This window comes from Neobacillus sp. GCM10027624, from assembly GCF_042675345.1.
GTDB lineage: Bacteria > Bacillota > Bacilli > Bacillales > Cytobacillaceae > Neobacillus > Neobacillus cucumis_D.
This window is the reverse complement of sequence record NZ_JBHTHD010000013.1, coordinates 214,855-239,651: the sequence shown is the minus strand read 5'-3', so window position 1 is coordinate 239,651 and position 24,797 is coordinate 214,855. Positions and strand designations below refer to the sequence as shown.

26 protein-coding genes are annotated in these 24,797 nt (G+C 39.6%); 18 read left to right on the top strand and 8 right to left on the bottom strand.

Going from position 1 to position 24,797, the window contains the following annotated elements; translation table 11 throughout:
• Positions 1 to 83: 83 nt before the first annotated feature.
• The gene (locus ACFQZ9_RS22220) at positions 84 to 611 is read left to right on the top strand and encodes a hypothetical protein (RefSeq protein ID WP_498945452.1); all 528 of its coding nucleotides are present in this window, start codon (positions 84 to 86) and stop codon (positions 609 to 611) included.
• Positions 612 to 652: 41 nt separating this feature from the next.
• Here ACFQZ9_RS22220 and ACFQZ9_RS22215 read toward each other — a convergent pair whose 3' ends face one another.
• The 4 genes from ACFQZ9_RS22215 to ACFQZ9_RS22200 all read right to left on the bottom strand — a co-directional run bounded on the left by ACFQZ9_RS22215 (position 653) and on the right by ACFQZ9_RS22200 (position 4,035).
• A complete protein-coding gene (locus tag ACFQZ9_RS22215; RefSeq protein ID WP_198311539.1) occupies positions 653 to 1,375 on the bottom strand; it encodes an amino acid ABC transporter ATP-binding protein in 723 nt (240 codons plus the stop codon).
• On the bottom strand, positions 1,372 to 2,028 hold the full coding sequence (locus ACFQZ9_RS22210; RefSeq protein ID WP_026573120.1) for an amino acid ABC transporter permease: 657 nt from the start codon (positions 2,026 to 2,028) through the stop codon (positions 1,372 to 1,374). Before ACFQZ9_RS22210 ends, ACFQZ9_RS22215 begins: the two co-directional genes overlap by 4 nt.
• Positions 2,029 to 2,157: 129 nt before the next feature.
• The gene (locus ACFQZ9_RS22205; RefSeq protein ID WP_498945450.1) at positions 2,158 to 2,970 is read right to left on the bottom strand and encodes a basic amino acid ABC transporter substrate-binding protein; all 813 of its coding nucleotides are present in this window, start codon (positions 2,968 to 2,970) and stop codon (positions 2,158 to 2,160) included.
• Positions 2,971 to 3,222: 252 nt separating this feature from the next.
• Positions 3,223 to 4,035, bottom strand: coding sequence for a basic amino acid ABC transporter substrate-binding protein (locus tag ACFQZ9_RS22200; RefSeq protein WP_498945449.1), 813 nt, complete (start codon positions 4,033 to 4,035; stop codon positions 3,223 to 3,225).
• Between the two features lie 349 nt (positions 4,036 to 4,384).
• On the opposite strand from ACFQZ9_RS22200, the gene ykzB reads away from it, so the two are divergent.
• The 14 genes from ykzB to leuD all read left to right on the top strand — a co-directional run bounded on the left by ykzB (position 4,385) and on the right by leuD (position 19,230).
• The gene (gene ykzB, locus ACFQZ9_RS22195; protein ID WP_198311536.1) at positions 4,385 to 4,522 is read left to right on the top strand and encodes a protein YkzB; all 138 of its coding nucleotides are present in this window, start codon (positions 4,385 to 4,387) and stop codon (positions 4,520 to 4,522) included.
• 13 nt (positions 4,523 to 4,535) lie between these two features.
• Positions 4,536 to 4,697 (top strand): Fur-regulated basic protein FbpA, encoded by a 162-nt coding sequence (locus ACFQZ9_RS22190; protein WP_198311535.1) that lies wholly within the window; start codon positions 4,536 to 4,538, stop codon positions 4,695 to 4,697.
• A gap of 131 nt (positions 4,698 to 4,828) precedes the next feature.
• Positions 4,829 to 5,158: a MerR family transcriptional regulator gene (locus ACFQZ9_RS22185; RefSeq protein WP_198311534.1), complete on the top strand. Its 330-nt coding sequence runs from the start codon at positions 4,829 to 4,831 to the stop codon at positions 5,156 to 5,158.
• A 216-nt stretch (positions 5,159 to 5,374) separates the two neighbouring features.
• On the top strand, positions 5,375 to 6,634 hold the full coding sequence (locus tag ACFQZ9_RS22180; protein ID WP_429741429.1) for an ammonium transporter: 1,260 nt from the start codon (positions 5,375 to 5,377) through the stop codon (positions 6,632 to 6,634).
• A 91-nt stretch (positions 6,635 to 6,725) separates the two neighbouring features.
• Positions 6,726 to 7,682 (top strand): DUF294 nucleotidyltransferase-like/CBS domain-containing protein, encoded by a 957-nt coding sequence (locus ACFQZ9_RS22175; RefSeq protein ID WP_498945447.1) that lies wholly within the window; start codon positions 6,726 to 6,728, stop codon positions 7,680 to 7,682.
• 7 nt (positions 7,683 to 7,689) lie between these two features.
• Complete coding sequence (locus ACFQZ9_RS22170; RefSeq protein ID WP_498945829.1) at positions 7,690 to 8,421, top strand: exonuclease domain-containing protein; 732 nt, start codon at positions 7,690 to 7,692, stop codon at positions 8,419 to 8,421.
• A gap of 474 nt (positions 8,422 to 8,895) precedes the next feature.
• Positions 8,896 to 10,563 (top strand): dihydroxy-acid dehydratase, encoded by a 1,668-nt coding sequence (gene ilvD, locus ACFQZ9_RS22165; protein ID WP_498945445.1) that lies wholly within the window; start codon positions 8,896 to 8,898, stop codon positions 10,561 to 10,563.
• Positions 10,564 to 11,069: 506 nt separating this feature from the next.
• A complete protein-coding gene (gene ilvB / locus ACFQZ9_RS22160; protein WP_498945443.1) occupies positions 11,070 to 12,794 on the top strand; it encodes an acetolactate synthase large subunit family protein in 1,725 nt (574 codons plus the stop codon).
• Positions 12,791 to 13,312 (top strand): acetolactate synthase small subunit, encoded by a 522-nt coding sequence (gene ilvN, locus ACFQZ9_RS22155; RefSeq protein WP_198311528.1) that lies wholly within the window; start codon positions 12,791 to 12,793, stop codon positions 13,310 to 13,312. The genes ilvB and ilvN overlap by 4 nt, the downstream gene beginning before the upstream one ends.
• A gap of 28 nt (positions 13,313 to 13,340) precedes the next feature.
• Positions 13,341 to 14,375 carry a ketol-acid reductoisomerase gene (gene ilvC / locus ACFQZ9_RS22150; RefSeq protein WP_026573109.1) on the top strand — a complete coding sequence of 345 codons (1,035 nt, stop codon included), beginning with the start codon at positions 13,341 to 13,343 and terminating at the stop codon, positions 14,373 to 14,375.
• Entirely contained in the window at positions 14,362 to 15,906 is a 1,545-nt protein-coding gene (locus tag ACFQZ9_RS22145) for a 2-isopropylmalate synthase (RefSeq protein WP_498945441.1), read from the top strand. Before ilvC ends, ACFQZ9_RS22145 begins: the two co-directional genes overlap by 14 nt.
• A gap of 95 nt (positions 15,907 to 16,001) precedes the next feature.
• On the top strand, positions 16,002 to 17,108 hold the full coding sequence (gene leuB, locus ACFQZ9_RS22140) for a 3-isopropylmalate dehydrogenase (RefSeq protein WP_498945440.1): 1,107 nt from the start codon (positions 16,002 to 16,004) through the stop codon (positions 17,106 to 17,108).
• A gap of 115 nt (positions 17,109 to 17,223) precedes the next feature.
• A complete protein-coding gene (gene leuC, locus ACFQZ9_RS22135; RefSeq protein ID WP_198311525.1) occupies positions 17,224 to 18,642 on the top strand; it encodes a 3-isopropylmalate dehydratase large subunit in 1,419 nt (472 codons plus the stop codon).
• A gap of 3 nt (positions 18,643 to 18,645) precedes the next feature.
• Positions 18,646 to 19,230 carry a 3-isopropylmalate dehydratase small subunit gene (gene leuD, locus ACFQZ9_RS22130; RefSeq protein ID WP_198311524.1) on the top strand — a complete coding sequence of 195 codons (585 nt, stop codon included), beginning with the start codon at positions 18,646 to 18,648 and terminating at the stop codon, positions 19,228 to 19,230.
• 162 nt (positions 19,231 to 19,392) lie between these two features.
• Here leuD and ACFQZ9_RS22125 read toward each other — a convergent pair whose 3' ends face one another.
• On the bottom strand, positions 19,393 to 19,707 hold the full coding sequence (locus tag ACFQZ9_RS22125) for a DUF3892 domain-containing protein (RefSeq protein WP_498945438.1): 315 nt from the start codon (positions 19,705 to 19,707) through the stop codon (positions 19,393 to 19,395).
• A gap of 116 nt (positions 19,708 to 19,823) precedes the next feature.
• Entirely contained in the window at positions 19,824 to 20,492 is a 669-nt protein-coding gene (locus ACFQZ9_RS22120; RefSeq protein WP_498945437.1) for a hypothetical protein, read from the bottom strand.
• Positions 20,493 to 20,826: 334 nt separating this feature from the next.
• On the opposite strand from ACFQZ9_RS22120, the gene ACFQZ9_RS22115 reads away from it, so the two are divergent.
• Both ACFQZ9_RS22115 and ACFQZ9_RS22110 read left to right on the top strand, forming a co-directional pair.
• Positions 20,827 to 21,291, top strand: coding sequence for a VanZ family protein (locus tag ACFQZ9_RS22115; protein ID WP_198311510.1), 465 nt, complete (start codon positions 20,827 to 20,829; stop codon positions 21,289 to 21,291).
• A 102-nt stretch (positions 21,292 to 21,393) separates the two neighbouring features.
• Positions 21,394 to 22,971 carry a pectate lyase family protein gene (locus ACFQZ9_RS22110; protein WP_498945436.1) on the top strand — a complete coding sequence of 526 codons (1,578 nt, stop codon included), beginning with the start codon at positions 21,394 to 21,396 and terminating at the stop codon, positions 22,969 to 22,971.
• Positions 22,972 to 22,987: 16 nt separating this feature from the next.
• Here ACFQZ9_RS22110 and ACFQZ9_RS22105 read toward each other — a convergent pair whose 3' ends face one another.
• Positions 22,988 to 23,578, bottom strand: a complete 591-nt coding sequence (locus ACFQZ9_RS22105; RefSeq protein ID WP_498945435.1) for a DUF1836 domain-containing protein — start codon at positions 23,576 to 23,578, stop codon at positions 22,988 to 22,990.
• Between the two features lie 129 nt (positions 23,579 to 23,707).
• Between ACFQZ9_RS22105 and trhA the strand changes: the two genes are divergently transcribed.
• On the top strand, positions 23,708 to 24,355 hold the full coding sequence (trhA, locus tag ACFQZ9_RS22100; RefSeq protein WP_498945434.1) for a PAQR family membrane homeostasis protein: 648 nt from the start codon (positions 23,708 to 23,710) through the stop codon (positions 24,353 to 24,355).
• A 27-nt stretch (positions 24,356 to 24,382) separates the two neighbouring features.
• Here trhA and ACFQZ9_RS22095 read toward each other — a convergent pair whose 3' ends face one another.
• On the bottom strand, positions 24,383 to 24,745 hold the full coding sequence (locus ACFQZ9_RS22095; RefSeq protein ID WP_498945433.1) for a DUF488 domain-containing protein: 363 nt from the start codon (positions 24,743 to 24,745) through the stop codon (positions 24,383 to 24,385).
• Positions 24,746 to 24,797 lie beyond the last annotated feature (52 nt).

The following is a 24,797-nucleotide window of genomic DNA, read 5'->3' as shown; positions in this document are numbered from 1 at the left end:
CGGAGACAAAGCTTTTGGAATCGCTTTTTTTCTCCGCTTTTACACCGTATAATGTTGTCAAAGAAAGATAAGGAGCAATCATTTTGGAAAAGGAACAGGCAGTCTCACTCAGTAATTGTATAGAAAAGTGGAATGGCACTAGTTATGAAATCACTCAGTTAAAAACAGTTGATGGTACCTTACCAAAGTTTCATCAATGGACAAAGGGAAAATCCGTTGTAGCGGGTTATAAAGTTACCCGGATTGAATATGATACAAGCTACTACTTTATATTTATTGACTGGCATAGAAACGACAAATATTATTTAGTGATTTATACGCATGATAAATCGACGACCGTCGCTGAAATTCGCAATGTGGAAAAAATCAACGGGGACCTGCATCTGCTATGGGCATATAATCCATTAAAGAGAGACGGAAAAAATGCAGAACGGAAAGCCTATTTTAAACAAATGTTCGGCTCTGTGACTGTTCAGATTAAGCTTCCTTCATCCCCCCTTGAATTAGCCGAATTCTTTGACCAACTATTTCTTCTTTGTTCAAGAAGGATAAAAGCGGACCAGATTGTCGAAGTCTTTGATTTTGATGATCCACATAAATTTGAACGATAGTAAATTGAAAAGAGGCCTTTAGCGGGCCTCCCTTTCATTTTTTATAAAACCTTACTCAAAAATGACTTCGTTCTCTCTTCTTGCGGGTTATCAAATAGCTCACTTGGAACATTTTCCTCAACGATTAGTCCGCCGTCCATAAAAATGACCCGGTCTCCAACTTCCTTGGCAAAACCCATTTCATGCGTGACCACAACCATCGTCATTCCTTCTTTTGCGAGCTGCTTCATTACCTCTAACACTTCACCGACCATTTCTGGATCAAGTGCTGAGGTTGGCTCATCGAAAAGCATGATTTTCGGCTCCATCGCCAGTGCCCTTGCAATTGCAACACGCTGCTTTTGTCCCCCGGAAAGCGAATCCGGGTAGGCATTCGCCTTTTCGGCCAACCCTACCTTTTTCAATAACTCCAGACCTTTTGCTTTCGCCTTTTCGGCAGATACATTCCTTACCTTCATCGGTGCAAGCATTATATTTTCAATGACGGTTTTATGCGGAAATAGGTTAAATTGTTGAAACACCATTCCTACATCTGTCCGCACTTTATTAATATCTGTCTTTTTATCAGTTATATCGATTCCCTCAATCAAGACATGTCCGCCTGTGATGGTTTCTAGTAAGTTAATACAGCGAAGAAAGGTCGATTTCCCTGATCCGGAAGGCCCAATGACAACAACCACTTCCTGGGGTTTTACGGTAACGTTAATATCTTTTAAAACTTCATGATTACCAAAGCTTTTTTTCAAATTGGTTACTTTAATCATTCTGTGGCCAACCTTCTTTCAAGTCGAGATAGCAGGAAGCTTAAGGAAAGAGTTAACACTAAATAAATCGCGGCTGCTGTAAGATATGGCTCCCATACACGGTAATACTGCCCTTGCATGGCTTGTCCCCAGTACATAAGCTCTGGTGCCGCAATGAGCGCTGCGAGGGAGGAATCTTTGATTAATACAATAAATTCATTTCCAAGTGGCGGAATCATACGTTTAAAAGCCTGCGGCAGAATGACAAATCGCATCGATTGTACATGGTTCATACCTAATGAACGGGCTGCTTCCATTTGTCCTTTATCAATTGATTGAATCCCGGCACGGAAGATTTCAGCGATGTAGGCAGCTGAGTTTAAAGAAAGTGCAACAATGGCTGCCACAATCGCATTGGTTTCGCCAAGGAATACTGGAACCACAGCAAAATGGATGAGCAATATTTGAACCATAAACGGTGTCCCTCGGAAAAAGGCAATATACCATTTAAACGGTAGCGCTGCCCATTGATTTTTCATCATTTTTCCTAATCCAATTAATAGCCCCAGTACTGTTCCAATGATGATACTGCCAATGGAAAGCCCAATGGTTAATAGGGTTCCCTTCAAGAAAAAAGGACCATACTCAGCTAATAAATCCCAACGAAAATCCATTCATTGACCCCCTCAATCTTTTTAAAAATCCACCATTTATACTTTAGTTATTTATCACAATAAAATATTTTAAGCAGATGCAAAAATTGCGTAACTGCTAGTATTCTAGAGTTACGCAATTTTCATCTTCTATTGTTGCTTTAACGAATTCAAATCCGGTTCAAACTTAAACCATTTTTGATAAATTTTTGTGTATTCACCGTTTTCCATCATCTTCTTAATCGCCTGGTCAAATTCTGCCTTTATCTTACTTCCTTTTGGAAACAATACTCCATAAAACTCTTTATTAAATGCAGAGTCATCTGGAATGACAACAAAATTTTCATTTGGATTATTTTTTACATATTGCTCAACAACTGTGTTATCAGCGACCACTGCATCAGTACCACCACTCTTAAGCTCCATAATCGCTAGATTATTATCTTTGAACTTTTTAAGTTTCGAGTTATTTTTTCCAAACAGAGCTTCTACCGCTGATTGACCTGTAGTACCATTCTGTACGGCAACTACTTTCCCTTTCAGATCCGCAGCACTTTTAATTGCACTATTTTTCGGAACTAAAATTTCATTTTTAGATAGGAAGTATGGAGTAGAGAAATCATAGGTTTGTTTGCGTTCGTCATTGATGGTGATTGCACCAACTCCGATATCAGCATTTTTCCCTTTCACTTCAACAAATAGCGGTTCCCAGCCCACATGCTCAACTTTGATGTTATAACCGGCTTCTTTAGCAGCCGCCTGGATAAAATCAATATCAAAGCCAACAATTTTCCCTTTATCCATGTATTCAAATGGCGCATAAGCCGCATTTGTTACGACTCGTAAAGTCTTCTGTTGATCTCCTTTTGCACTGCCATTTGTCTTTTCGCTCGTTCCACAAGCTGATAGAACAAACATCAATGCCACGACTAAAATGGTAGAAAAAATCTTAACCTTCTTCATTTTGTACCCCCCAATATTTTTCTATAAAAATATTAATAATATTTTGAATATACAATATTATAACCTACTTTTAAAGAGTTTTCTATAAATATCGGGAATATTTTGAACATACATGATTATAACTACCGTTGTATTCTTATTCAATATGTAATAAATTACTATTTCAATAAGGTAAATAATGGTTTGATCATATATTTTTTGATAGGAATAAAAATTGCGTAACGGCAAAGGGTTACGCAACTTAATTCTTTCCTATTGTTGTTTCAATGCATTTAAATCCGGATCAACCTTAAACCATTTTTGATAAACCTTTGTGTATTCCCCATTCTCAATCACTTTTTGAATCGCTTTATCAAAATCAGCTTTTAACTTGCTGTCCTTTGCAAACATTAATCCATAGAATTCTTTTTCAAATGCAGAGTCATCTGGAATGACTACAAAATTTTCATTTGGATTATTTTTTACATATTGTTCAACTACTGTGTTATCAGCAACAACTGCATCGGCACCGCCGCTCTTAAGTTCCATAATCGCTAGATTGTTGTTTTTGAATTTTTTAAGATTCGAATTATTTTTACCAATTAGCGCTTCGACTGCTTCCTGGCCAGTTGTACCATTTTGTACGGCAACTACTTTATCTTTTAGATCTGCAGCACTCTTAATTGGGCTATCCTTTGGAACTAGGATTTCGTTTTTAGAAAGGAAGTAAGGAGTAGAAAAATCATATGTTTGTTTACGCTCATCATTGATGGTAATCGCAGAGATTCCACCATCGGCCGTCTTCCCTTTAATTTCTACGAATAACGGATCCCAGCCAACATGTTCAAGTTTTACATTATATCCTGCTTCTTTTGCTACAACATTAAGGAAGTCTACATCAAAACCAACTACTTTACCCTTATCCATGTACTCGAATGGTGCATAGGCCGCATCGGTTACGAACCGTAAAGTTTTCTTTTCCTCTTTTTTGGGACTGGCATCTGTTTTTTCACTTGTACCACAAGCAGATAAAACAAACATCAAGGAAAAGACTAGAAGCGTTGAAAAGATTTTGAACTTTTTCATTTTCTACCTCCAATGTTTTTTTATAAAAATATCAATAATATTTAGAATATACAATAATGCCTATCATTTTTAAAGTGTTTTCTGAAAATATTGATAATTTTTCTGTATTTCATGATTCTATTGAACTATGTATTTTTATTCAGTGTTTAGTTTATTACTATTTTAATACACTAAATCATTAACTAAATGAATAGCATGATTAGTTAAGCCCTCTTCTGTCAAAGTTATTTTTGGGATAAAACCTTCCACCGGTGCTTCAATTTGTTTGTTAATTTTTCTAACAGCTTCACTGACAAAAAGGAAAAAAATAGCTATCTTAACATTACAAACCATCGAAAGGAAGATTTATATGTATCGAAAAAACGATATTCAACTGGCAGCCAAAATAGTGAAATTAGATTTATTACGAGACGAACTGTATGAAGAATTAATGAAACAACTCGGCTCCAAAGCACATGAACTTTTAAGAAAAATTCAAAATCAGTAAAGGAGTGAGAAGCATGTCTACACATTTGCGTATAGGAATAGACACCCTAAAAAAATATTACATTAACAAGTTAATTCACTCTGGTCTTGATAAAGATTTCAAAACTGAATTAGATTCCCTTACTTTAAGCGAATTAAAATTAATCCTTAAAAATCAAATTCCCAATCAAAAATGATTCCACATCCAATCATTTTATAATATCAAAATTATAGAAAAATTCATTCAAATGTGAGAAGATGTAACATAAACTGTTATAAAGTTTACAATCTTTTAAAAATAGATGAATAGAGTGTGGTGAGAAAAGATATGGGAAAAGATTTGTCTTATAAAGATAAGAAGGTTATTACCATCGGAGTAGTCAGAGATCTAACCGGTCTATCCGAAAGGCAAATCCGCTATTACGAAGAAAGAAAACTCATTTTCCCAGAAAGATCAGGCGGTGGCAGTCGAAAATATTCCTTTAACGATGTTGAGTTATTAATGGACATAGCAAATAAGATTGAAGACGGGATACAAACTCACGAGATTAGACGAGAAATGCTTCGTGAACAAAAGAAACAAAATCAGGAAGAAATACGCAGGAAAATGATCCAAGGGCAACTAAACGCGCAATTTGGTTTAAGGAAAGGTCAATAAACTGAAAAACATGAAATATTTTTTTGAGCTTAGGCCTCGCTGTTACATTTGAAGCGGGCTTTTATTTTGCCCCCCTGTTACTTTAGCAATCTTACAACATTCAAAAAAACGTGTGAGATTATCTAACATAATTATAGAAATCAATCTCACATTCATGCAAAAATACAACTACAGTGAATGTTAACAAATTTAACATTACAAAAAGGGGGAGAACGAATGGATACTTTGTTTTTATTAAACAGTTTATGGGTGATGGTAGGTGCAGTCCTTGTGATCCTCATGATTGGAGGTTTTATCCTTCTTGAAACAGGATCTACTCGAATGAAAAATGCAGGTCATATTGCTGGTAAAACGATTCTAACCTTTAGCATAAGCTCCATCCTATTTTGGGCTGTAGGATATGGATTAACCTTTGGAAAAGGAAATGAACTGATTGGCCTTTCCAATTTTTTCTACTCTGGTTATGAAATCAAAGGATTATCTCTATCCGGTTCCGTATTCTTCATGTTCCAATTAGCTTTTGCCGGTATTTCTCTAACCATCGCCTTCGGCGGTTTTGCTGAACGAGCGAAATTAGCTGCCTATCTTGTGTTCGCTGTTCTTTTTTCAGTACTTGTTTATCCGCCAATTGCGCATTGGATTTGGGGAGGCGGCTGGTTGGCAGAACACGGAAAACAAGATTTCGCCGGTTCAACAGTCGTCCATTTAACTGGTGCCATGGCGGCACTAGCGGCTACCATTCTACTAAAACCACGGATTGGAAAATATAATAAAGACGGATCACCTAATAATATCGCTGGGCATAACCAAGTTTTTACAGCATTAAGTGTTTTGCTTTTATGGGTTGGCTGGTTTGGATTCAATGCAGGGAGTACATTATCCGCAGACAAAGCATTCTTTGGATTTGTTGCCCTAAATACAAACTTGGGTGCAGCAGCTGGTACTGTTGCAGCAATGATGATCTCATGGATGGTTATGGGAAAAGCAGATGTGCCAATGATGTTAAATGGCGCTCTAGCAGGATTAGTTGCCATCACTGCTTCCTGTGGCTTTGTCGATACATGGGCTGCTGTCGTAATCGGTTTTATCTCTGGCATCCTTGTATTTTATAGCATTCGTTTCTTTGAGAAGAGAAAAATCGATGATCCGATTGCTGCTTTATCGGTCCACGGTACAGCAGGGGTTTGGGGAACACTTTCAAATGGCTTGTTTGCAACAAAGGAATTGGCAACCGTAGGTAAACCAGGGTTATTTTATGGGGGAGGCTTTCACCAACTAGGCATTCAAGCTATGGGGGTCATCACATGCGCCGCTTACGCATTCATTGTATCCTTTATTATTTTGGCCATAATGAAGGCTGTTATGAATGGGTTACGCGTTACGGAGGAAGAAGAAATTATCGGACTGGATATGAGCGAGCATGGAAGCTATGGTTATCCTGAATTAATCAAAGCAGAACAAAAACTGAAAGCTTAATAATCTTTTAGTAAAAATGCGGTGTCCAATCTCTCTTCGCAAGCGGAGGGATTGCACCGCTATATCCGTTTTTACAGCTAGGAGGGGAAAAATGACCTATGAAAGCTTCCAAGAAATCAGAAACTTTAGAGAAAGTCAGTTAAAAGATGCCATTTGGGATCATTTCCGATTAAATCATTTACATGACGAAATCATTCAGCATGTCATAAAGACTGCCATCAAGCATGTTACTCTTCTCCTTGGACCTCCCCCATCCCCTTTTTGTTTCTTTGTTATGGGAAGTGCGGGCAGATTTGAACAATCCATATGGAGTGATCAAGATCATGGAATCATCTATCAAAATCCAAGTAAAGCAGCACAGGAATATTTCCTCGCATTAGGGAAAGAAATCTCACATGGACTCTACATAGCAGGGTATGCATTCTGTGAAGGCGGAGTAATGGCTGATCATCCTTTATGGTGCAAATCCTATCCTGATTGGCAGCGACAATTATTGGATTGGATGACCGATGCATCCTGGGAAACCATTCGGTATTTATTAATCTTTATGGATGGACGGTCTCTTTATGGAGAATCCGTCTATATTCAAGAATTAAAAGTAATGGTTTTTCAAAAGGTTGAAAAGAATGTTCTGCTGCCATCCATTTTGAAAAATACCTTGCATGTAAAAAAGGGAGTCGGCATATTAGGACAACTATTAGTAGAAACACACGGGAATCATGCCGGCTCGCTTAATTTGAAAGAAATGGCCATTTTACCATATGTAAATGCTGTTCGGGTATTGGCCATTCAAAATCATCTGCAAGAGACTTCCACGCTTTCAAGACTTAGTCAACTAAAGATAAAAGATCACACTATCTATAAACAGCATTTCTTAAAATTACTAGAATACAGGCTGCATTTCGGAAATCATTCCGATTATGAATCCGGGCATTATTTACCTATTGCCTCACTGGACAAAATTCAACGTAAAGAAGTTAGAAACATCATAAAAAACGGCATGACTCTCCTTCAATCAACCATCAAGCTAGTAGGCAAGGGGGATTAACTTGAGAATGAATGAAATGATTCAATACTTTAAGCAAATATCAGGAAAACTGGGTTCAAACTTTTACACAGGATTCCAGGATACGCATAATCTGCAACAATTATCTTTTATAAGAAACTTGCAAAAAGAATTGAAAGACACTAAAGTCTTGGACGTTCCCTTGCATGAATTAAATTTTACAGTTTTCGACTTGGAAACATCGGGCTTTTTCCCTGAAAAGGGAGACCGGATCCTTTCCATTGGGGCTGTTAAAATGAAAGGGACTACGATTATATCGGATCAAACCTTTTATACCCTTTTAAAATCTGAACACCCTATTTCCGATGAAATTTCTTTATTAACCAAGATACAAACGGATGAACTACAAAACGCCCCCGAAGGGAAAGAGGTGTTACTCCAATTCTATCAGTTTATTAAGAGGGATATTCTTGTAGCCCATCATTCCAAACATGAAAAAGCCTTTATGCAAAAAAGCTGCTGGGATCACCTGAAAATAAGATTTGTCCATCGAATCATTGATACATCTTTTCTGATCCGATTATCCAATCCACAATGGAAATCGTTCTCGCTTGATGATATCTGCCAAGAATGTGGAATTGAGATAAAAAACCGCCACCATGCACTAGGAGATGCGATGATGACTGCTCAAATTTGGGGGTATTATTTGAATAAAGCACAAGAGATGGGGTTTAAAAATTTAAGAGAAGTGTATGAATACCTTGCAAAGTCAGATAATTAACAATTCTAAAATAATAAAAATGGTAAAAAACAGGTTGTTCTATCATTAGTAAAAATGTATCACTGACTGCCATTTTTTCCTTTATATCCCCATAAATTCCTCTCTTTTTTCTCCTGCTATTATCAAAAAAGATTGTGAAATAAAAATTTTTAAAATTTTTTTATTCTTGTGTTTTCCTTATCGTTACAACATTGTAAACGCTACCAGCTTTTACGATTAGTTTGAATTGTCAGATTTTTATGTTGACCATGTATACAAATGGAGTTATGATAACTGACAATAAAACTTATACGAAAGTGATAAGTTGAACACAGCCATTTACATCCTTCCATAAATAGAAGGAGCCCGGCTGATCATTTACAACCACTTTTAAATTTGAATGATAAGAATTTAGATGAATTGTTACAACAGACGGAGTCGCTTATTATCCATCTGCTGCAAACCACGCAATTGTAAGTTAGGAGGCGCGAAAATATGCGCAGCGATATGATTAAAAAGGGGATTGACCGTGCTCCCCACCGCAGCCTATTATACGCAACTGGGGTAAAAGTGAGTGATCTTGACAAGCCGTTCATCGGTGTATGTAACTCCTATATTGATATTATCCCTGGTCACAGACACCTTAATCATTTCGGTGAGATTGTGAAAGAAGCCATTCGTGAGGCAGGCGGAATACCTTTTGAATTTAATACCATCGGCGTAGATGATGGTATCGCAATGGGACATATCGGGATGAGATACTCCCTTCCAAGCAGGGAAATCATCGCTGATAGTGCCGAAACAGTAATAAACGCACACTGGTTTGATGGTGTGTTTTATATTCCAAACTGTGACAAAATCACACCGGGAATGTTGATGGCAGCCGCCAGAACCAATGTCCCTTCAGTCTTTGTTTCAGGTGGACCAATGGAAGCGGGAAAAACCTCTTCCGGAGAAAACCTTTCTTTAACCTCTGTTTTCGAGGGTGTTGGAGCCTTTCATAAAGGTACAATGACCGAACAGGAGTTATATGAAATTGAAACAAGTGCCTGTCCAACATGTGGTTCTTGTTCAGGAATGTTTACAGCGAACTCAATGAACTGTCTGATGGAAGTACTTGGAATGACGGTTCCTGGGAATGGAACGATTGTTGCAACCTCCGAAGAAAGACATGAATTGATTCGTCAAGCTGCAAAGCATTTGATTGAATTAGTGAAAAAAGATATCCGCCCACGCGATATCATAACAAGAGAAGCAATTGATAATGCATTCGCATTGGATATGGCCATGGGAGGATCCACCAATACGGTATTACATACCTTGGCAATCGCTCATGAGGCCGGTATTGAATACGACTTACGTGATATTAATAAAATTGCAGAAAAGGTTCCTTATCTCGCAAAAATCATGCCAGCATCTAATTATTCAATGGATGATGTTCATCGAGCTGGTGGAATTAGTGCCATCCTTAATGAACTTTGTAAGGTTGAGGGAGCGCTTAATAAAGATTGCATTTCAATTACAGGAAAAACTCTAGCTGAGAATGTAAAAGATGCAGTCATTACCGATGAAAAAGTCATTCGGACAAAAGAAAATCCATACAGCCCTGTGGGCGGACTGTCCATCCTATACGGAAACATTGCCCCAGATGGCGGTGTCATCAAGGTTGGAGCTGTTGATCCTTCAATTAAAACATTCTTGGGTGAAGCCATTGTTTTTGAATCCCAGGATGAAGCGCAGGAAAACATTAATAATGGAACTGTTCAAGCAGGCCATGTTGTTGTAATTCGTTATGAAGGTCCAAAAGGCGGTCCGGGAATGCCGGAAATGCTTGCACCTACATCCGCAATTGCCGGAAGAGGTTTAGATAAGGAAGTTGCACTTATTACTGACGGACGTTTCTCAGGAGCCAGCCGCGGAATTTCAATCGGACATATATCACCGGAAGCTGCTGAAGGCGGCCCAATCGCCCTAGTGCAAAATGGTGACAAAATTTTAATTAATTTACAAGAACGTTCGATTGATCTTCTCGTAGATGATGAAGTATTAGCGGAAAGACGCCGCTCTTGGCAAAAACCAGAGCCAAAAATCAAATCTGGCTATCTTGCAAAATATGCAAAACTTGTTACCTCTGCTAACACAGGCGGAGTCATGAAAATCTAAGTTAGTTAAATTCCAAGGGATTGATTAGTACCCCTCCCCTTCCGAAGAGAAGTAAAGGTGCTAAAACCATATTGACAACGGAATATTTATAAATCGATGACGGGAATAAAGGAATAAGAAACTTGTATTTTCAGAGAGTCGGGGTTGCTGTGAGCCCGGCAATACAACTTATTCTGACATCATCCCCGAGTGTTGGACTGAACGGCTTAGGTCTAGTAGGTTCAATCGGGTGCTAAATCTTAGGCACCTGTTACTAAAAGAAGCGTTATTCCATTTAATATCGCTTCATAAGGCAGTATTCGTAAGGATACTGTGAAACCGGGTGGTACCGAGAAAATGAAGGCCCTTTTCTCCCCGATTACTCTGCTTATTTCTATTAATTGCAGTTTATTCGGAGAGAAAAGGGCTTTTTACTTTGATTATATCCGTTTGAAGGTTAGGCTTTAACGCAAAATTGTATACTAAGTTTTTAAAATATTCAAATAACCCTAAGGAGGGATTATGACGTGAAAGTTGAAGCAAAACCGGAATTCCAAACTAGTACCGCACCATTAACAGGTGCAGACCTTCTCATTGATTTATTAATTAAAGAGGGTGTTGACACAATTTTTGGGTATCCCGGAGGTGCTGTCCTACCAATTTATGATGCAATCTGGCGGGCTCAAAACTCAATTAAGCACATTCTTTTCCGCCACGAACAAGGTATGATCCATGCTGCAGAAGGATATGCCCGAGTTACAGGAAAACCTGGTGTAGTCCTTGCAACTTCAGGACCTGGGGCAACCAACCTGGTTACAGGCATTGCAGACGCCATGATGGATTCCTTACCGCTCGTTGTTTTCACCGGGCAGGTTGCACGAAGTGTGATTGGAACAGATGCCTTCCAAGAGGCTGATGTTGTGGCTATCACTACTCCAATTACAAAACATAATTACCAAGTGCAATCGATCTCTGATTTACCAAGAATCGTTAAGGAGGCCTTTCATATTGCTTCTACTGGCCGGCCTGGTCCAGTCCTAGTCGATATACCAAAGGATATACAACAAGTCACTTCTTTAAGTGAACAGGAAGAAACTGAGATTCAATTACCGGGCTATCAGCCAACAACGAAGCCAAATCCGCTACAAATTAAAAAACTGGCTGATGCACTTTCTAAAGCGAAGAAGCCTGTAATTCTTGCCGGAGCCGGTGTACTTCATGGAAAGGCTTCAGCTGAACTGACAGCTTTTGCAACAAAACACAATTTGCCAGTCGTAACCACCCTGCTTGGGTTAGGAAGCTTCCCTGCTAACAGCCCTCTATCACTCGGAATGGCCGGCATGCACGGAACTTATGTTGCTAATATGGCTCTGTATGAAACTGATTTACTTATCAACTTCGGAGCACGCTTTGATGACAGACTTACCGGAAACCTTAAACACTTCGCACCAGATGCAAAGGTCGCTCATATCGATATCGATCCGGCGGAAATTGGAAAGAATGTTCCAACACAAATACCAATTGTTTCCGATGCAAAAGAAGCATTAAGCGAATTATTGGCGGAAGAAGTTGACTCACCGAAGCTTGAGGAATGGCTAGAAAAACTTGCAAAGTATAAAGCGGAATATCCACTATGGTATAAGCATAGTCAAAACGGTATGTGCCCGCAATGGCTCATTGAAGCTGTTCATAAAGTAACAAATGGTGAAGCGATTGTCGCTACTGATGTTGGTCAGCATCAAATGTGGGCTGCACAGTACTATACATTCAATCATCCACATCGCTGGATCACCTCCGGCGGCCTTGGAACAATGGGCTTCGGCTTCCCTGCTGCAATTGGGGCACAGTTGGCATCACCAGAAAGTACAGTGGTAGCGATTGTCGGAGATGGTGGTTTCCAAATGACCCTTCAAGAATTATCGGTCATCCAAGAAAGAAACTTGCCGGTTAAAATTATCCTTGTCAATAATGGGGCACTTGGAATGGTTCGTCAGTGGCAGGAATTACAATATGATAATCGTATTTCCGAATCCCTGCTTCCGGTACAGCCAGATTTCGTAAAGCTTGCTGACAGTTATTCTATCCGAGGCATGAGGATTGATACTCAAGAAGAACTTATTGCAACACTTCCTGAAGTATTTGCTTATGATGGTCCTGTTCTTCTGGATTGCCGAGTCCTTCAAAAGGAATTAGTGTTCCCAATGGTCGCTCCAGGGAAAGGTTTACATGAAATGATTGGGGTGAAACCATGAAACGTATTATAACAGCAACGGTTCAGGATCGCTCAGGCGTGCTAAACCGTGTAACTGGCCTTTTGCTCAGACGTCAATTTAATATTGAAAGTATTTCAGTTGGAAAAACTGAAGTCGAGGGAATCTCCAAAATGACCCTTGTGGTTGAGATTGAAGATGAACAGCGTCTCGAGCAAGTTACAAAGCAATTAAACAAACAAATTGATGTTTTAAAAGTTTCCGATATTACCGACAAAGCTATCGTCGCACGGGAACTAGCTTTAATAAAAGTAGCAAGCAGTTCACAGCTTCGAAGTGAGGTAAATGGCATTATTGATCCGTTCCGTGCAGTGATTATTGACGTAAGTAAAGATAGCTTAGCTGTCCAAATTACCGGTAAGCCGGAAAAAATTGATGCATTGATTGAATTACTTCGCCCTTATGGCATTAAAGAAATTGCAAGAACCGGCCTGACAGCCTTTTTACGTGGGCATCAGCCACAACTAAACGAGCTAGCAACATATTCACTATTAAAATAAACTACTATACTTGGAAGGATGATATTAAATGGTAAAGGTATTATATAACGGAGATATTCAAGCAGAGGTTTTACAAGGAAAGAAAATTGCAGTAATCGGTTATGGTTCACAAGGACACGCACATGCTCTTAACTTAAAGGAAAGCGGCTTTGATGTGGTTGTTGGTTTAAGAAAAGGAAAATCATTCGATAAAGCAGTGGAAGATGGCGTTGAAGTTACCTCTGTTGCTGAAGCAACTGCTGCTGCAGATGTAGTAATGGTTTTACTTCCAGATGAAATGCAGCCAAAAGTTTATGAAGAAAGCATTAAAGATAACTTACAACCTGGTAATGCCCTAGTGTTTGCTCACGGTTTCAACATTCATTTTTCACAAATCGTACCACCTGCAGATGTAGACGTATTCCTAGTAGCTCCAAAAGGACCAGGACACTTAGTTCGTCGTACTTACACTGAAGGTGCTGGCGTTCCAGCTCTATATGCTGTATACCAAGACTACACTGGCGAAGCTCGTAATCTAGCACTTGCTTATGCAAAAGGAATCGGTTCTGCTCGTGCAGGTGTATTAGAAACTACATTCCAAGAAGAAACTGAAACAGATCTATTCGGTGAGCAAGCCGTTCTTTGCGGTGGTACTACTGCCCTTATCAAAGCAGGTTTTGAAACACTAGTAGAAGCTGGTTATCAGCCAGAAGTTGCTTACTTTGAGTGCTTACATGAATTGAAATTAATCGTTGACCTTCTATATGAAGGAGGACTAGAAAACATGCGTTATTCTATCTCTGACACTGCTCAATGGGGAGATTTCGTATCTGGACCACGCGTAGTAAACGAAGATACAAAAGCACGCATGAAAGATGTATTAAAAGATATCCAAACTGGTAAATTTGCTCAGGGCTGGATCTTAGAGAACCAAACAAACCGCCCACAATTTAACGCAATTAATCGTGCAGAAAACAATCATCAAATCGAAAAAGTTGGCCGCGAGCTTCGCGCATTAATGCCATTTATTAAAAACAAACCTGTAAACGAGAAAAAGGAAGTGGCGGTAAATGGTTCACGTTAACATCTTTGACACCACACTGCGTGATGGCGAACAGTCCCCTGGTGTTAATTTAAACCAGCTTGAAAAATTAGAGATTGCCAGACAGCTAGAACGGTTTGGCGTTGACATTATGGAGGCCGGCTTCCCGGCTTCCTCACAAGGTGATTTCGAAGCAGTAAGAGCCATTGCTAGAACCATCAAAACCTCTTCGGTTACCGGCTTGGCACGAGCAATGAAATCGGACATTGACATTGCGTGGGATGCTTTAAAAGATGCAGCAGAACCTAGATTGCATGTTTTCATTGCAACCTCCCCTATCCATATGCAATACAAATTAATGAAAACGCCTGATCAAGTCGTGCAAACGGCGGTTGAGATGGTAAGTTATGCTAAGAAGAGATTTCCACATATTGAATGGTCGGCTGAGGATGCTTCCCGTTCTGACCTTGATTTTCTTGTAAGGATTATTACAAACGTAATTGATGCTGGTGCAACAGTTATCAATCTTCCAGATACGGTGGGTTATACAACTCCCGAAGAATACGGCCGCATGTTCCGCTATATTCGCGAAAATGTGCCAAATATTCATAAAGCAGCGTTATCCTGCCACTGTCATGATGACTTAGGAATGGCCGTTGCCAATTCACTAGCTGCCATCGAGAACGGCGTTACACAGGTTGAAGGTACGATTAACGGAATCGGGGAACGCGCCGGTAATGCCGCTTTAGAAGAAATAGGCGTTGCTTTAAATATTCGCGGTGATAAATATCCTTACACAACCAACTTGGTTTTAAAGGAAATTAAACGTACAAGTGACTTAGTCAGCCGTTTCACAGGTATGAAGGTCCCTCCGAATAAAGCTGTTGTCGGAAAAAATGCTTTTGCCCACGAATCAGGAATTCACCAGGATGGCGTCTTAAAAAATGCCCAAACCTATGAAATTATTACTCCTGAATTAGTAGGAGTCGGATCGAACGACTTAGTCCTTGGAAAACATTCCGGACGCCATGCGTTTAAAGACAAAATTGAGCAAATGGGCTTTGAGCTATCTCATGAAAAGCTGAACGAAGCATTCCAATCCTTTAAACAACTAACCGATAAGAAAAAAGAAGTAACAGATGAAGATTTATATACAATTTTACTAGATATTCAAACAGCTTCTATCGATGTAAAAAAATATGAGCTTGTAGCTTTCCAAGTTCAGAGCGGATCCGGGAACTTACCTACCGCTACAGTTGCCCTTACAACTCCTGATGGAAACAGAGTAGAAACAGCTCGTACTGGCAGCGGAAGCGTCGAAGCATTATACAACACGCTTGAGGCATTAATTGAAGAAAAAATTCATCTTACTGATTTTAACTTGAGCTCTGTCGGCAAAGGGCGCGATGCTTTAGCTGAAGTTCACGTGAAAATGACCGTTAACGGTACCCCTGTCAGTGGACGCGGTTCTGCCCAAGATGTTTTAGAGGCAGCAGGAAAAGCCTTTTTGAACGCAGTAAACCGTGTATTTTTCAATCAACAGATTGCCTTAAAAGAACCAGCAAACGCATAAATCCAAGACAGCTCTAGAAAAAGCGTAAGTGCCGCCCTTGCGGCGCTTACCAACAACTCTTTTGGTGTCAAAATAAAATGAGGAGGTTGCTCTTAATGAATAAACGAATTGTTTTGCTTCCAGGTGATGGAATCGGTAAGGAAGTTGTTGAATCTGCAAAAGATGTATTAAGTGCCATAGCTGAAGAATTTAATCATTCTTTCAGCTTCGAAAGCCATGATATCGGAGGAGCGGCCATTGATTTGCACGGAACTCCCCTGCCGCAATCAACCGTTGATGCTTGTATGCAAGCAGATGCTGTTCTATTAGGAGCCGTTGGTGGTCCAAAATGGGACCAAAATCCCTCCCATTTACGGCCTGAAAGAGGATTGCTGGGAATTCGCAAGGCGCTTGATCTGTATGCAAATTTAAGACCAATCAAAGGGTTCAAAAATCTACTACATGCCTCCCCTCTTAAAGAAGAAGTGATTACAGGCAGTGACCTTTTAATTGTCCGAGAGTTAACAGGCGGTCTATATTTTGGGACGCCAAGCGAACGCCGGGACGAAGGCCAAACTGTTGTTGATACACTTGCCTATTCCCGCAGAGAAATTGAGAGAATTGTAGATAAAGCCTTTCAAGCTGCACAGCAGCGCCGCGGGCATCTAACCTCTGTCGATAAAGCAAATGTGCTTGAGTCCAGTAAGCTTTGGCGCGAAATTGTGGAAGAGAAAAAGTCTCAATATCCAGATGTCGTCGTCGAGCATGCCTTAGTGGATTCAACTGCCATGAAGTTAATTACCAATCCAACCGAATTTGACGTTATCGTTACCGAGAATATGTTTGGTGATATTTTAAGTGATGAAGCATCCGTATTAACTGGTTCTCTTGGAATGCTCCCTTCTGCTAGCCTGCGTGAGGACGGAGTCGGTCTTTACGAACCGGTCCACGGATCGGCACCAGACATTGCGGGTAAAGGGGTAGCCAATCCGATTGCGACCATCTTATCCGCTGCTCTATTACTCCGCTACTCGTTCGGATTAGAAGATGAAGCGAAATTAATTGAAGAAGCTGTCCAATCAGTACTTGATGCCGGCTACCATACAGCTGATTTACAAGTAAGTGATGGACGTCTTGTCGGCACCTGGGAAATGGCGAAGCTAATTGTTGATTTTATTCAATCACAAAACGCCTCAAAATGTATCATGAGCTGTTACGTGTAAGAAAAGCTATGGGTTTGGACTCGGTTACCGGGGCCGAACCCATATTTTTAAAAATTAGATTTTTAGTCAAAAGGCAAATAATCGCCTAAAAAATATGAACGTGAGGAAGGAAATTATGCAAAAACCAAAAAATATTATTCAAAAAATTTGGGAACAGCATGTAGTACATCAGGAAGACGGCAAACCTGATTTATTGTATATTGATTTGCACCTTGTTCACGAAGTAACTTCTCCTCAAGCATTTGAGGGATTACGAATGAACGGCCGCAAAGTACGCCGCCCAGACCTAACTTATGCAACAATGGACCATAACGTTCCTACGCGCAACCGCGAAGTAATCAAAGATCCAATTTCAAAAACTCAAATGGATACATTAGTGAAAAACTGTGAGGAATTCGGTGTTACCCTTGCAGGAATCAACCACCCTGATAATGGGATTGTCCACGTCATTGGTCCTGAACTTGGCTTAACACAGCCTGGTAAAACCATTGTCTGCGGTGATAGCCATACTTCTACTCACGGTGCCTTTGGAGCTTTGGCATTTGGTATCGGAACAAGTGAGGTTGAGCATGTTTTAGCAACTCAAACACTTTGGCAGGCTCCTCCTAAAACTTTAAATGTTAAAGTAAATGGCAAGCTTGGCACAGGAGTAACTGCAAAAGACTTAATCCTTGCTATCATCGGTAAATTTGGTGTTCAGTTTGGTACGGGCTATGTAATGGAATACACTGGCGAAGCCATTCGCAACCTTTCTATGGAAGAGCGGATGACTGTTTGTAACATGTCCATCGAAGCAGGAGCAAGAGCGGGATTAATTACCCCTGATGAAACTACATTCGAATACTTAAAAGGCAGACGTAATGTTCCACAGGGAGCGGAATTTGAAAAGGCCGTTGAAAGCTGGCGTGCACTTGCATCAGATGAGGGAGCTACTTATGATGCGGTTGTTGAAATCGAAGCTGCTGAAGTAGAGCCACAAGTAACTTGGGGAACAAATCCTGGCATGTGCCTTCCCATTACGGCTTCTGTACCAAATCCTGACAACGCTGTAAAAGCAAGTGAAAAAGATGAAATCAAACGTGCGCTTGAATATATGGGTCTTGAAGCAGGCCAATCTATTTCTAGCATTGAAATTGACCATGTCTTCATTGGTTCTTGTACAAATTCAAGATTAAGCGATTTACGTAAAGCCGCTGAAGTGGTGCGCGGTCATAAAGTAAAGCCATCCGTTAAAGCGATCGTTGTACCAGGTTCCTTCAGTATTAAGCTTGCAGCTGAAAAGGAAGGAATTGATCAAGTGTTTATCGAAGCAGGTTTTGAATGGCGTGAAGCTGGCTGCAGTATGTGTCTTGCCATGAACGACGACATCGTTCCACCGGGCGGACGCTGCGCTTCTACCTCTAACCGAAATTTCGAAGGCCGTCAAGGGAACGGGGCACGTACCCATCTTGTCAGCCCTGAAATGGCAGCTGCCGCTGCAGTTGCTGGGCATTTCGTCGATGTCCGTCAATTTACTGCCCAGGAGGTTGGTTAATCAATGGAACCGTTACGCATTCATACAGGCCTTGTTTGTCCATTAAACCGGACAAATGTGGACACAGATCAAATTATTCCGAAGCAATTTCTTAAGCGTATTGAGCGCAGCGGCTTCGGCCAATTCCTTTTTTATCACTGGCGTTTTGATGACGAAGGTAAATTAAGAGAAGATTTCATTTTAAATAAGCCTCAATATCAAGGCGCATCGATTTTGGTTGCCGGTGATAACTTTGGCTGCGGATCTTCCCGTGAGCATGCTCCGTGGGCTGTTCAAGACTTCGGTTTCAAGGTTATCATTGCTCCAAGTTATGCTGATATTTTTAAAAACAACTGTGTGAAAAATGGTATCCTTGCAATTGTGGCAAGCGAAGAGCAAGTACAGACCCTTATGAACAAGGCTGAATCTGAAGGGTATTCATTAACGGTGAACTTGGAAGAGCAAGTGGTTTCCGATAATGAGGGCTTTGAAATCAAGTTTGATATCGCTCCCTACCCTAAGCAAATGTTGCTAAATGGCTGGGACGAAATCGGCGTTACATTAAGCTATGAGGAACAAATTAATAAATATGAGGCTGCACGTAGATAGCTATTAAAAATTGCCCCCCAAATTAGGGGGCAATTTTTATATTTCGTTTAGACTTTTATCTGCGGTAAATTAGGATTTATCTGCGATACTCACCAGTTTATCTGCGTTACATTCGACTTTATCTGCGAAAGTAGTCAATTTATCTGCGAAGGAGTTTTCCTTTTAAAATTCAGGTAATTGATCCAAGTTATTTTCTTTTATTCCATCGGGTTCGCTTCTAATAATATCCCGGCCGTACTTATGAAATACATCGATGTGCGCGATTTTTCCAGCTTTGGCGTCATTTAACGCAGTGATATAATCCAATTCCCGGCCAGCACTGGTTTTAAACGCAATAATATCGCCATCATCATTTTTCCGAACGGCAACAAATTCCTCTTTTCCATTCGGATTACTGCTCCCAGCTTCTATTTGGGCCTGCTGTTCACTTTGCTGTTTGTAATCTTCATAAATTTTTTCAAAATCCTGTTGTTCCATTCTTCCACCTCCGAACATACGTTTAGTATTTGTCCTATTTTCCTAATTATCCATTGGTACAACAATGATCTTTAGAATAAAAATAGCCCTCCACTAAATGTGTGAAGGGCGTTTGCCTACCTAAATTTTAAATTATAAGTAACTTTTTCTCCTAACTGGTTAAATTCATCATCCGAAGGGCCATCCACCAATATTTGAATAGATTTAATGGCATCAAGATTACTTTTACTTACTTTTAAGGCAATCTTACCACTTTTCGTTGTATTCCCAAGAAATTCTCCATCAACTTGTTGCGAATAAACAATAGCATCTTCAATTTGTTCTCCTGTATTAAAAGCGTAAATTCCTTGTACAGGGAACCAATTTACCTTTTTAGTGGACGTGTTTTGAACCTTAACATCTAAAACCACCGCTTTAATTGCTGGCATGTATTGGTCATATTTGTAACTAGGATTAACTGTAACCCTACTCACGGTCATTTTCATCGGACCTGATTGAAGTACAGCATTTACATTATAGGATTTCACCTTCGTACCACTTGGATGATAATCCTTGGATGTTACAATATACTTATTAGATTTCTTATCATATTTTACTTTACCACCAAACCACGAAACCACATCGTTCAGAGGTACATATGCTTTCTTATTAATCATTTTAACACTTACTTTTTTGGCTTTCCCATTAAACCATACTGATAATTTTGGCGCAGCCAATGCTCCTAAGCTAAAAGATAAAAATACTAACAATGCCGTAAAACCTGAAAATAAAAACTTTTTCTTCAATTGCGCTTCCTTCCTTCCACATTTTAATAGTCCAAATGCAATAATTCTTTATAACTATATAAATTCCCTTTTTTTCAAAAATAATAAAAAATTCTCCTATATGAAAATTGCAATTATTCCTTTACTCTTATATCAGAGTCAAAGACTCAGCTCCTCCACTTGAATTTACAGGATATTAGAATCATACTAATCATTAGTATCATCACAACAGTTAAGTCTAAGGGTCTTTTCGTGCTACCCCCCATACAAAAAATTATAGAAAAACTATATTTCGTTTAAGACCAGTTAATTCCGTTAAAAATGATGGATAAAAGAAGTGTAGGAGGAGTAACTCATGAATCAACAACGTACTCCCAAAATAGTTAATTCCCAAAAAGATAATCAGCTTATTAAAATTTTCGCAATCCTTCTATGGGGCTTGTTTTTATTGATCAATACATGGACGGGTAACCTTGAATTAATGATTCATTCCGGGTTTGTTGAATTTAAATGGAACCCGTCACCAGACTTTATATCATTCTTTAATTTTAATGATATTGCCTTAATCCATCCCTACTTTATTGTGATCAAACTAGGACATTTTATCGGTTTTGCCATCATGGACCTGCTCATTTTCAACTTGATAAAAAGCCATAAGTCGTCAATTGCAATATCAGTAACTTTTGCCTTCTTCACTGAATTTTTTCAACTCTATTGGGGGCGTGATGGACGTTTATATGATCTCGGCATCGATACACTTGGGATATTGACAGTTTATATCATCATAAAGGCACTAAATAAAAAAGATCCGACCAAATAGAAGTTCTGTCCACACCATACGGACAAAACTTCAATTTTGTCCACGAACGGTGCCTGTCACTTTGTGAAGACTGTCACTTTGTGAAACGGAGGTAAGTATGAGTTGCTTTCTTTAGGAAAAAATCATGACCCAAGAAGGAATGGGGAAATTCTTAGCCAAATCAATGGTGGTCAGCTTGACCTAAGAAGAGCTTTGCATGAAACTGAGAAACTATACTTGGAATGTGCGGAGAAAAAGATTCTCTCCCCTGCTCCTGTGCAAAAGAAGCAAACTTTTCAAGAGAAAGTTTTGTCTGGTCTATTTCACCCCTTTGCTTCCGTCACAGAGCTTGGAGTTCCTTCCAAAACTAGGATGGATGCAGCAGGAAATGTTTATCCAGAGTGGAAAGAGACGCTAGATAATGAATACAACAACTTATTAAGCCGTCTTACTCGAGAAGTGAATGTGGCCGATTTTGGTGCAATCGGAGATGGTCGAACAGATAACACCGCTGCCTTTAAAAAAGCGATTGGGAATGGCCAGGTTAAGGTTCGGGTGCCGGAAGGTATTTTTATAACAAAAGGAATCCTTTTGCCCTCCTGGACCTGCCTAGTTGGGGCCGGAAAAGGAAAAACAATCATCAAACTCCACGGAGACGCTCCAAAAGGAACAAGGCTTGTGACAAACGCCAATCATTGGCGCGGTAATCACCATCTCTTTATGCAGGGTATGACGTTAGACTGGAATGTCGAGAGGCTTGGTAACGTTCAAAAAACGGCCATTTGGGGCAATCATTCCAGCTGTTTAACGTATGCGAATGTTACCTATGGCTGGGTTCGAGATGTCGAAGCGATTAATCCCGGTCTCCACTGCTTTGATATTACCTCTACCCTGTACAACTATGCAGGGGATGGTTATCGTGCCAAGGGTGGGAGCCGATATGTCTGGCTTGACAACCTGAATGGCTATGGTTTCGGGGATGATGGGATAACCACCCATCACAGCGAAAAAATCTTAATTTCATATTCCCATATGTGTGACCCAAGTGGCCGTGCCCATGCAAAGGGATTTTCAAATTCCAACGGCATAGAAGTCGATGATGGCTCAAGGGACGTTATGCTCATCAATAATTCTACGGCTAGATGCTTTGGCGGGGTTGAATGTAAAGCACATGAAAATTCCTCCGCCGCTGCAAACGTGCAAATCATCGGACATCTTTCTGTTAACGATAACCGTTCTTTTAATTTTCGTCATATCGGCCACCACAAAAGCACCGATAATAAGTCAAAAACGGCCTATAATCTAATGGCAACGAATCTAGCTGCCATTGCGCCAATTTATTCCGATTTATACGCTGACTCGACGCCACGGGGTTTGGTTGTTTCTGCTTATGAGAATGTTGTCATCAACCACTTTACTCTTGTGGGTGATCCTGATTATAACTACAAAGGAAACCCCGTAATCGCAATTCAATACCGTACAAGGAAGGTAATTTTAAACCACGTAAATCTCTTCGATTTTAAAAAAGCAGGTGCAGGCATAAAAGTTTTTGGCGGTGCGAATCGGGCCGATTCCGTTCGAATAGAAAATGTGGTCTATAAAAATTCTTCGTCAAAAGCGGTTGAGATTGGGCATGGGATACAGGATATGACGATCATCAATGTAAAAGAGTTTATAGAACCCGCTTTGAATAAAAAATAAGCGCCATACAGATTAATCATCTATGGCGCTTTTCATCTTTTTCAACCATTATTCCATCCACCAGCTTTTCAGCCACTCGTCGATAAAGATTACTCATATGAACTAACGAAGAAATCATCAAAAATTCCTCTAGATAATTGGACTCGTCTTCCTGCAATCCCTTTACTTCATCTTTTACCGCTTTAATTCGCTCCTCAATATCCCGATTAAAATCTTCTACATTCTGCGCAATAAGATTCAAATAGCTCGAATAAAAAGAGTCTAAATCAATGTCACCCATAATAATTTTTTTATTCATCTCATTCAGCGTAACCTTAATATCGTTAATCGAAAGGCCTCCTTTAAGCTGGTAAATCAAACTGATTAAAATGAGATGCTCTTTGGAGTATTTTTTATTTTGAATCGGGAAAATAAGCTTTCCTTTTGCATAGTTATTAATCATGGTTTTCGTCAAAACCTTATCGTCTTCATTCCGTTTCGACTCGCCAAATTTATTTTCAAATAACTGAATCACTTGATCCATATACAAATCTATCTTTGGAATTTCATCTAAGGTTAAGCTCGTATTTAAACCAAGCTGTTCCATAATATGTTTAATTTTTTCCATCAAAAAACCCCGTTCTCGACAATTTCTAATTTGATTATACCTAAACGAATAAACATTGACTAGCTAATGTTTTATCGGTATGATTATATGTAGTTATTAAAACTACATGTTGCGTTGGGAGGATTTAAAATGTATCAATATGTTCGTGAACCGATCAATGGATTTACCCATTTAGCAGGAGCTATTTTATCATTTATCGGCCTGCTGGCAATGGTTATCAAAGCATCGATGACCACTCCATCACCACTATCGATTGCTGCCGTCATTATTTTTGGAGTCAGTATGATTTTGCTGTATTCGGCATCCGCTACCTACCACATGGTCATTGCCCGTGATAAAGTGATTGCCTTTTTAAGACGACTCGATCATTCGATGATTTTTGTGTTAATCGCAGGGACATACACACCTTTTTGTTTTATTAGTTTGAATGGAAAAACCGGCTGGATTCTCTTTTCAATTATTGGGGCTGTAGCGATTTGCGGGGTTGTTTTTAAAATGGTGTGGTTTCAATGTCCAAGGTGGATTTCAACCGCACTGTATATCGCTATGGGCTGGATGATTATCTTTGTTTTCTCTCCCCTTGCAGGTAGTTTGAATCCGTTCGGTTTGTTTTTATTAATACTTGGCGGTATTTTTTATACAATTGGCGGCGTTATTTACGGAGCGAAGCCTAAATTTTTGGAATTTAAAAATATGGGCTTCCACGAGATTTTTCATATTTTTATTTTACTTGGAAGCTTAGCTCATTTCCTCTGTGTTTATCTATATGTAATATAAAAAAATCGGCTCCCTAAGCCGATTTTTTTATAGCCTTCGTTTTAATTCTTCTTGTAAAACAATGGCATGATTAAAGATTGGATCCTTTGCACCATAAAGAAGTGTTACTCGGCCATTGGAGGTTAAATCGATGATATGGTTAATCCCTTGTACCTTTTCTTCATCGCTCCGAAGCTCTTCCGTATATCTCAACTTGAACTCATCAAAAAGCTCTGGCTTATGGCAAAACCATTTCCTTAGCTCACTGCTCGGAGCTACATCCTTCATCCACTCATCTAGTCTTGCAGATTCCTTTGAGATTCCGCGAGGCCAAAGGCGATCAATTAAAATTCGAAAACCATCCATTTCGTCATATGGGTCATAGATTCTTTTTAAAAAAATATCAGCCATGGTCTTCACCCCTTCTTTGATTAAATAATCTGGTCCGTCCATTTAATTATAT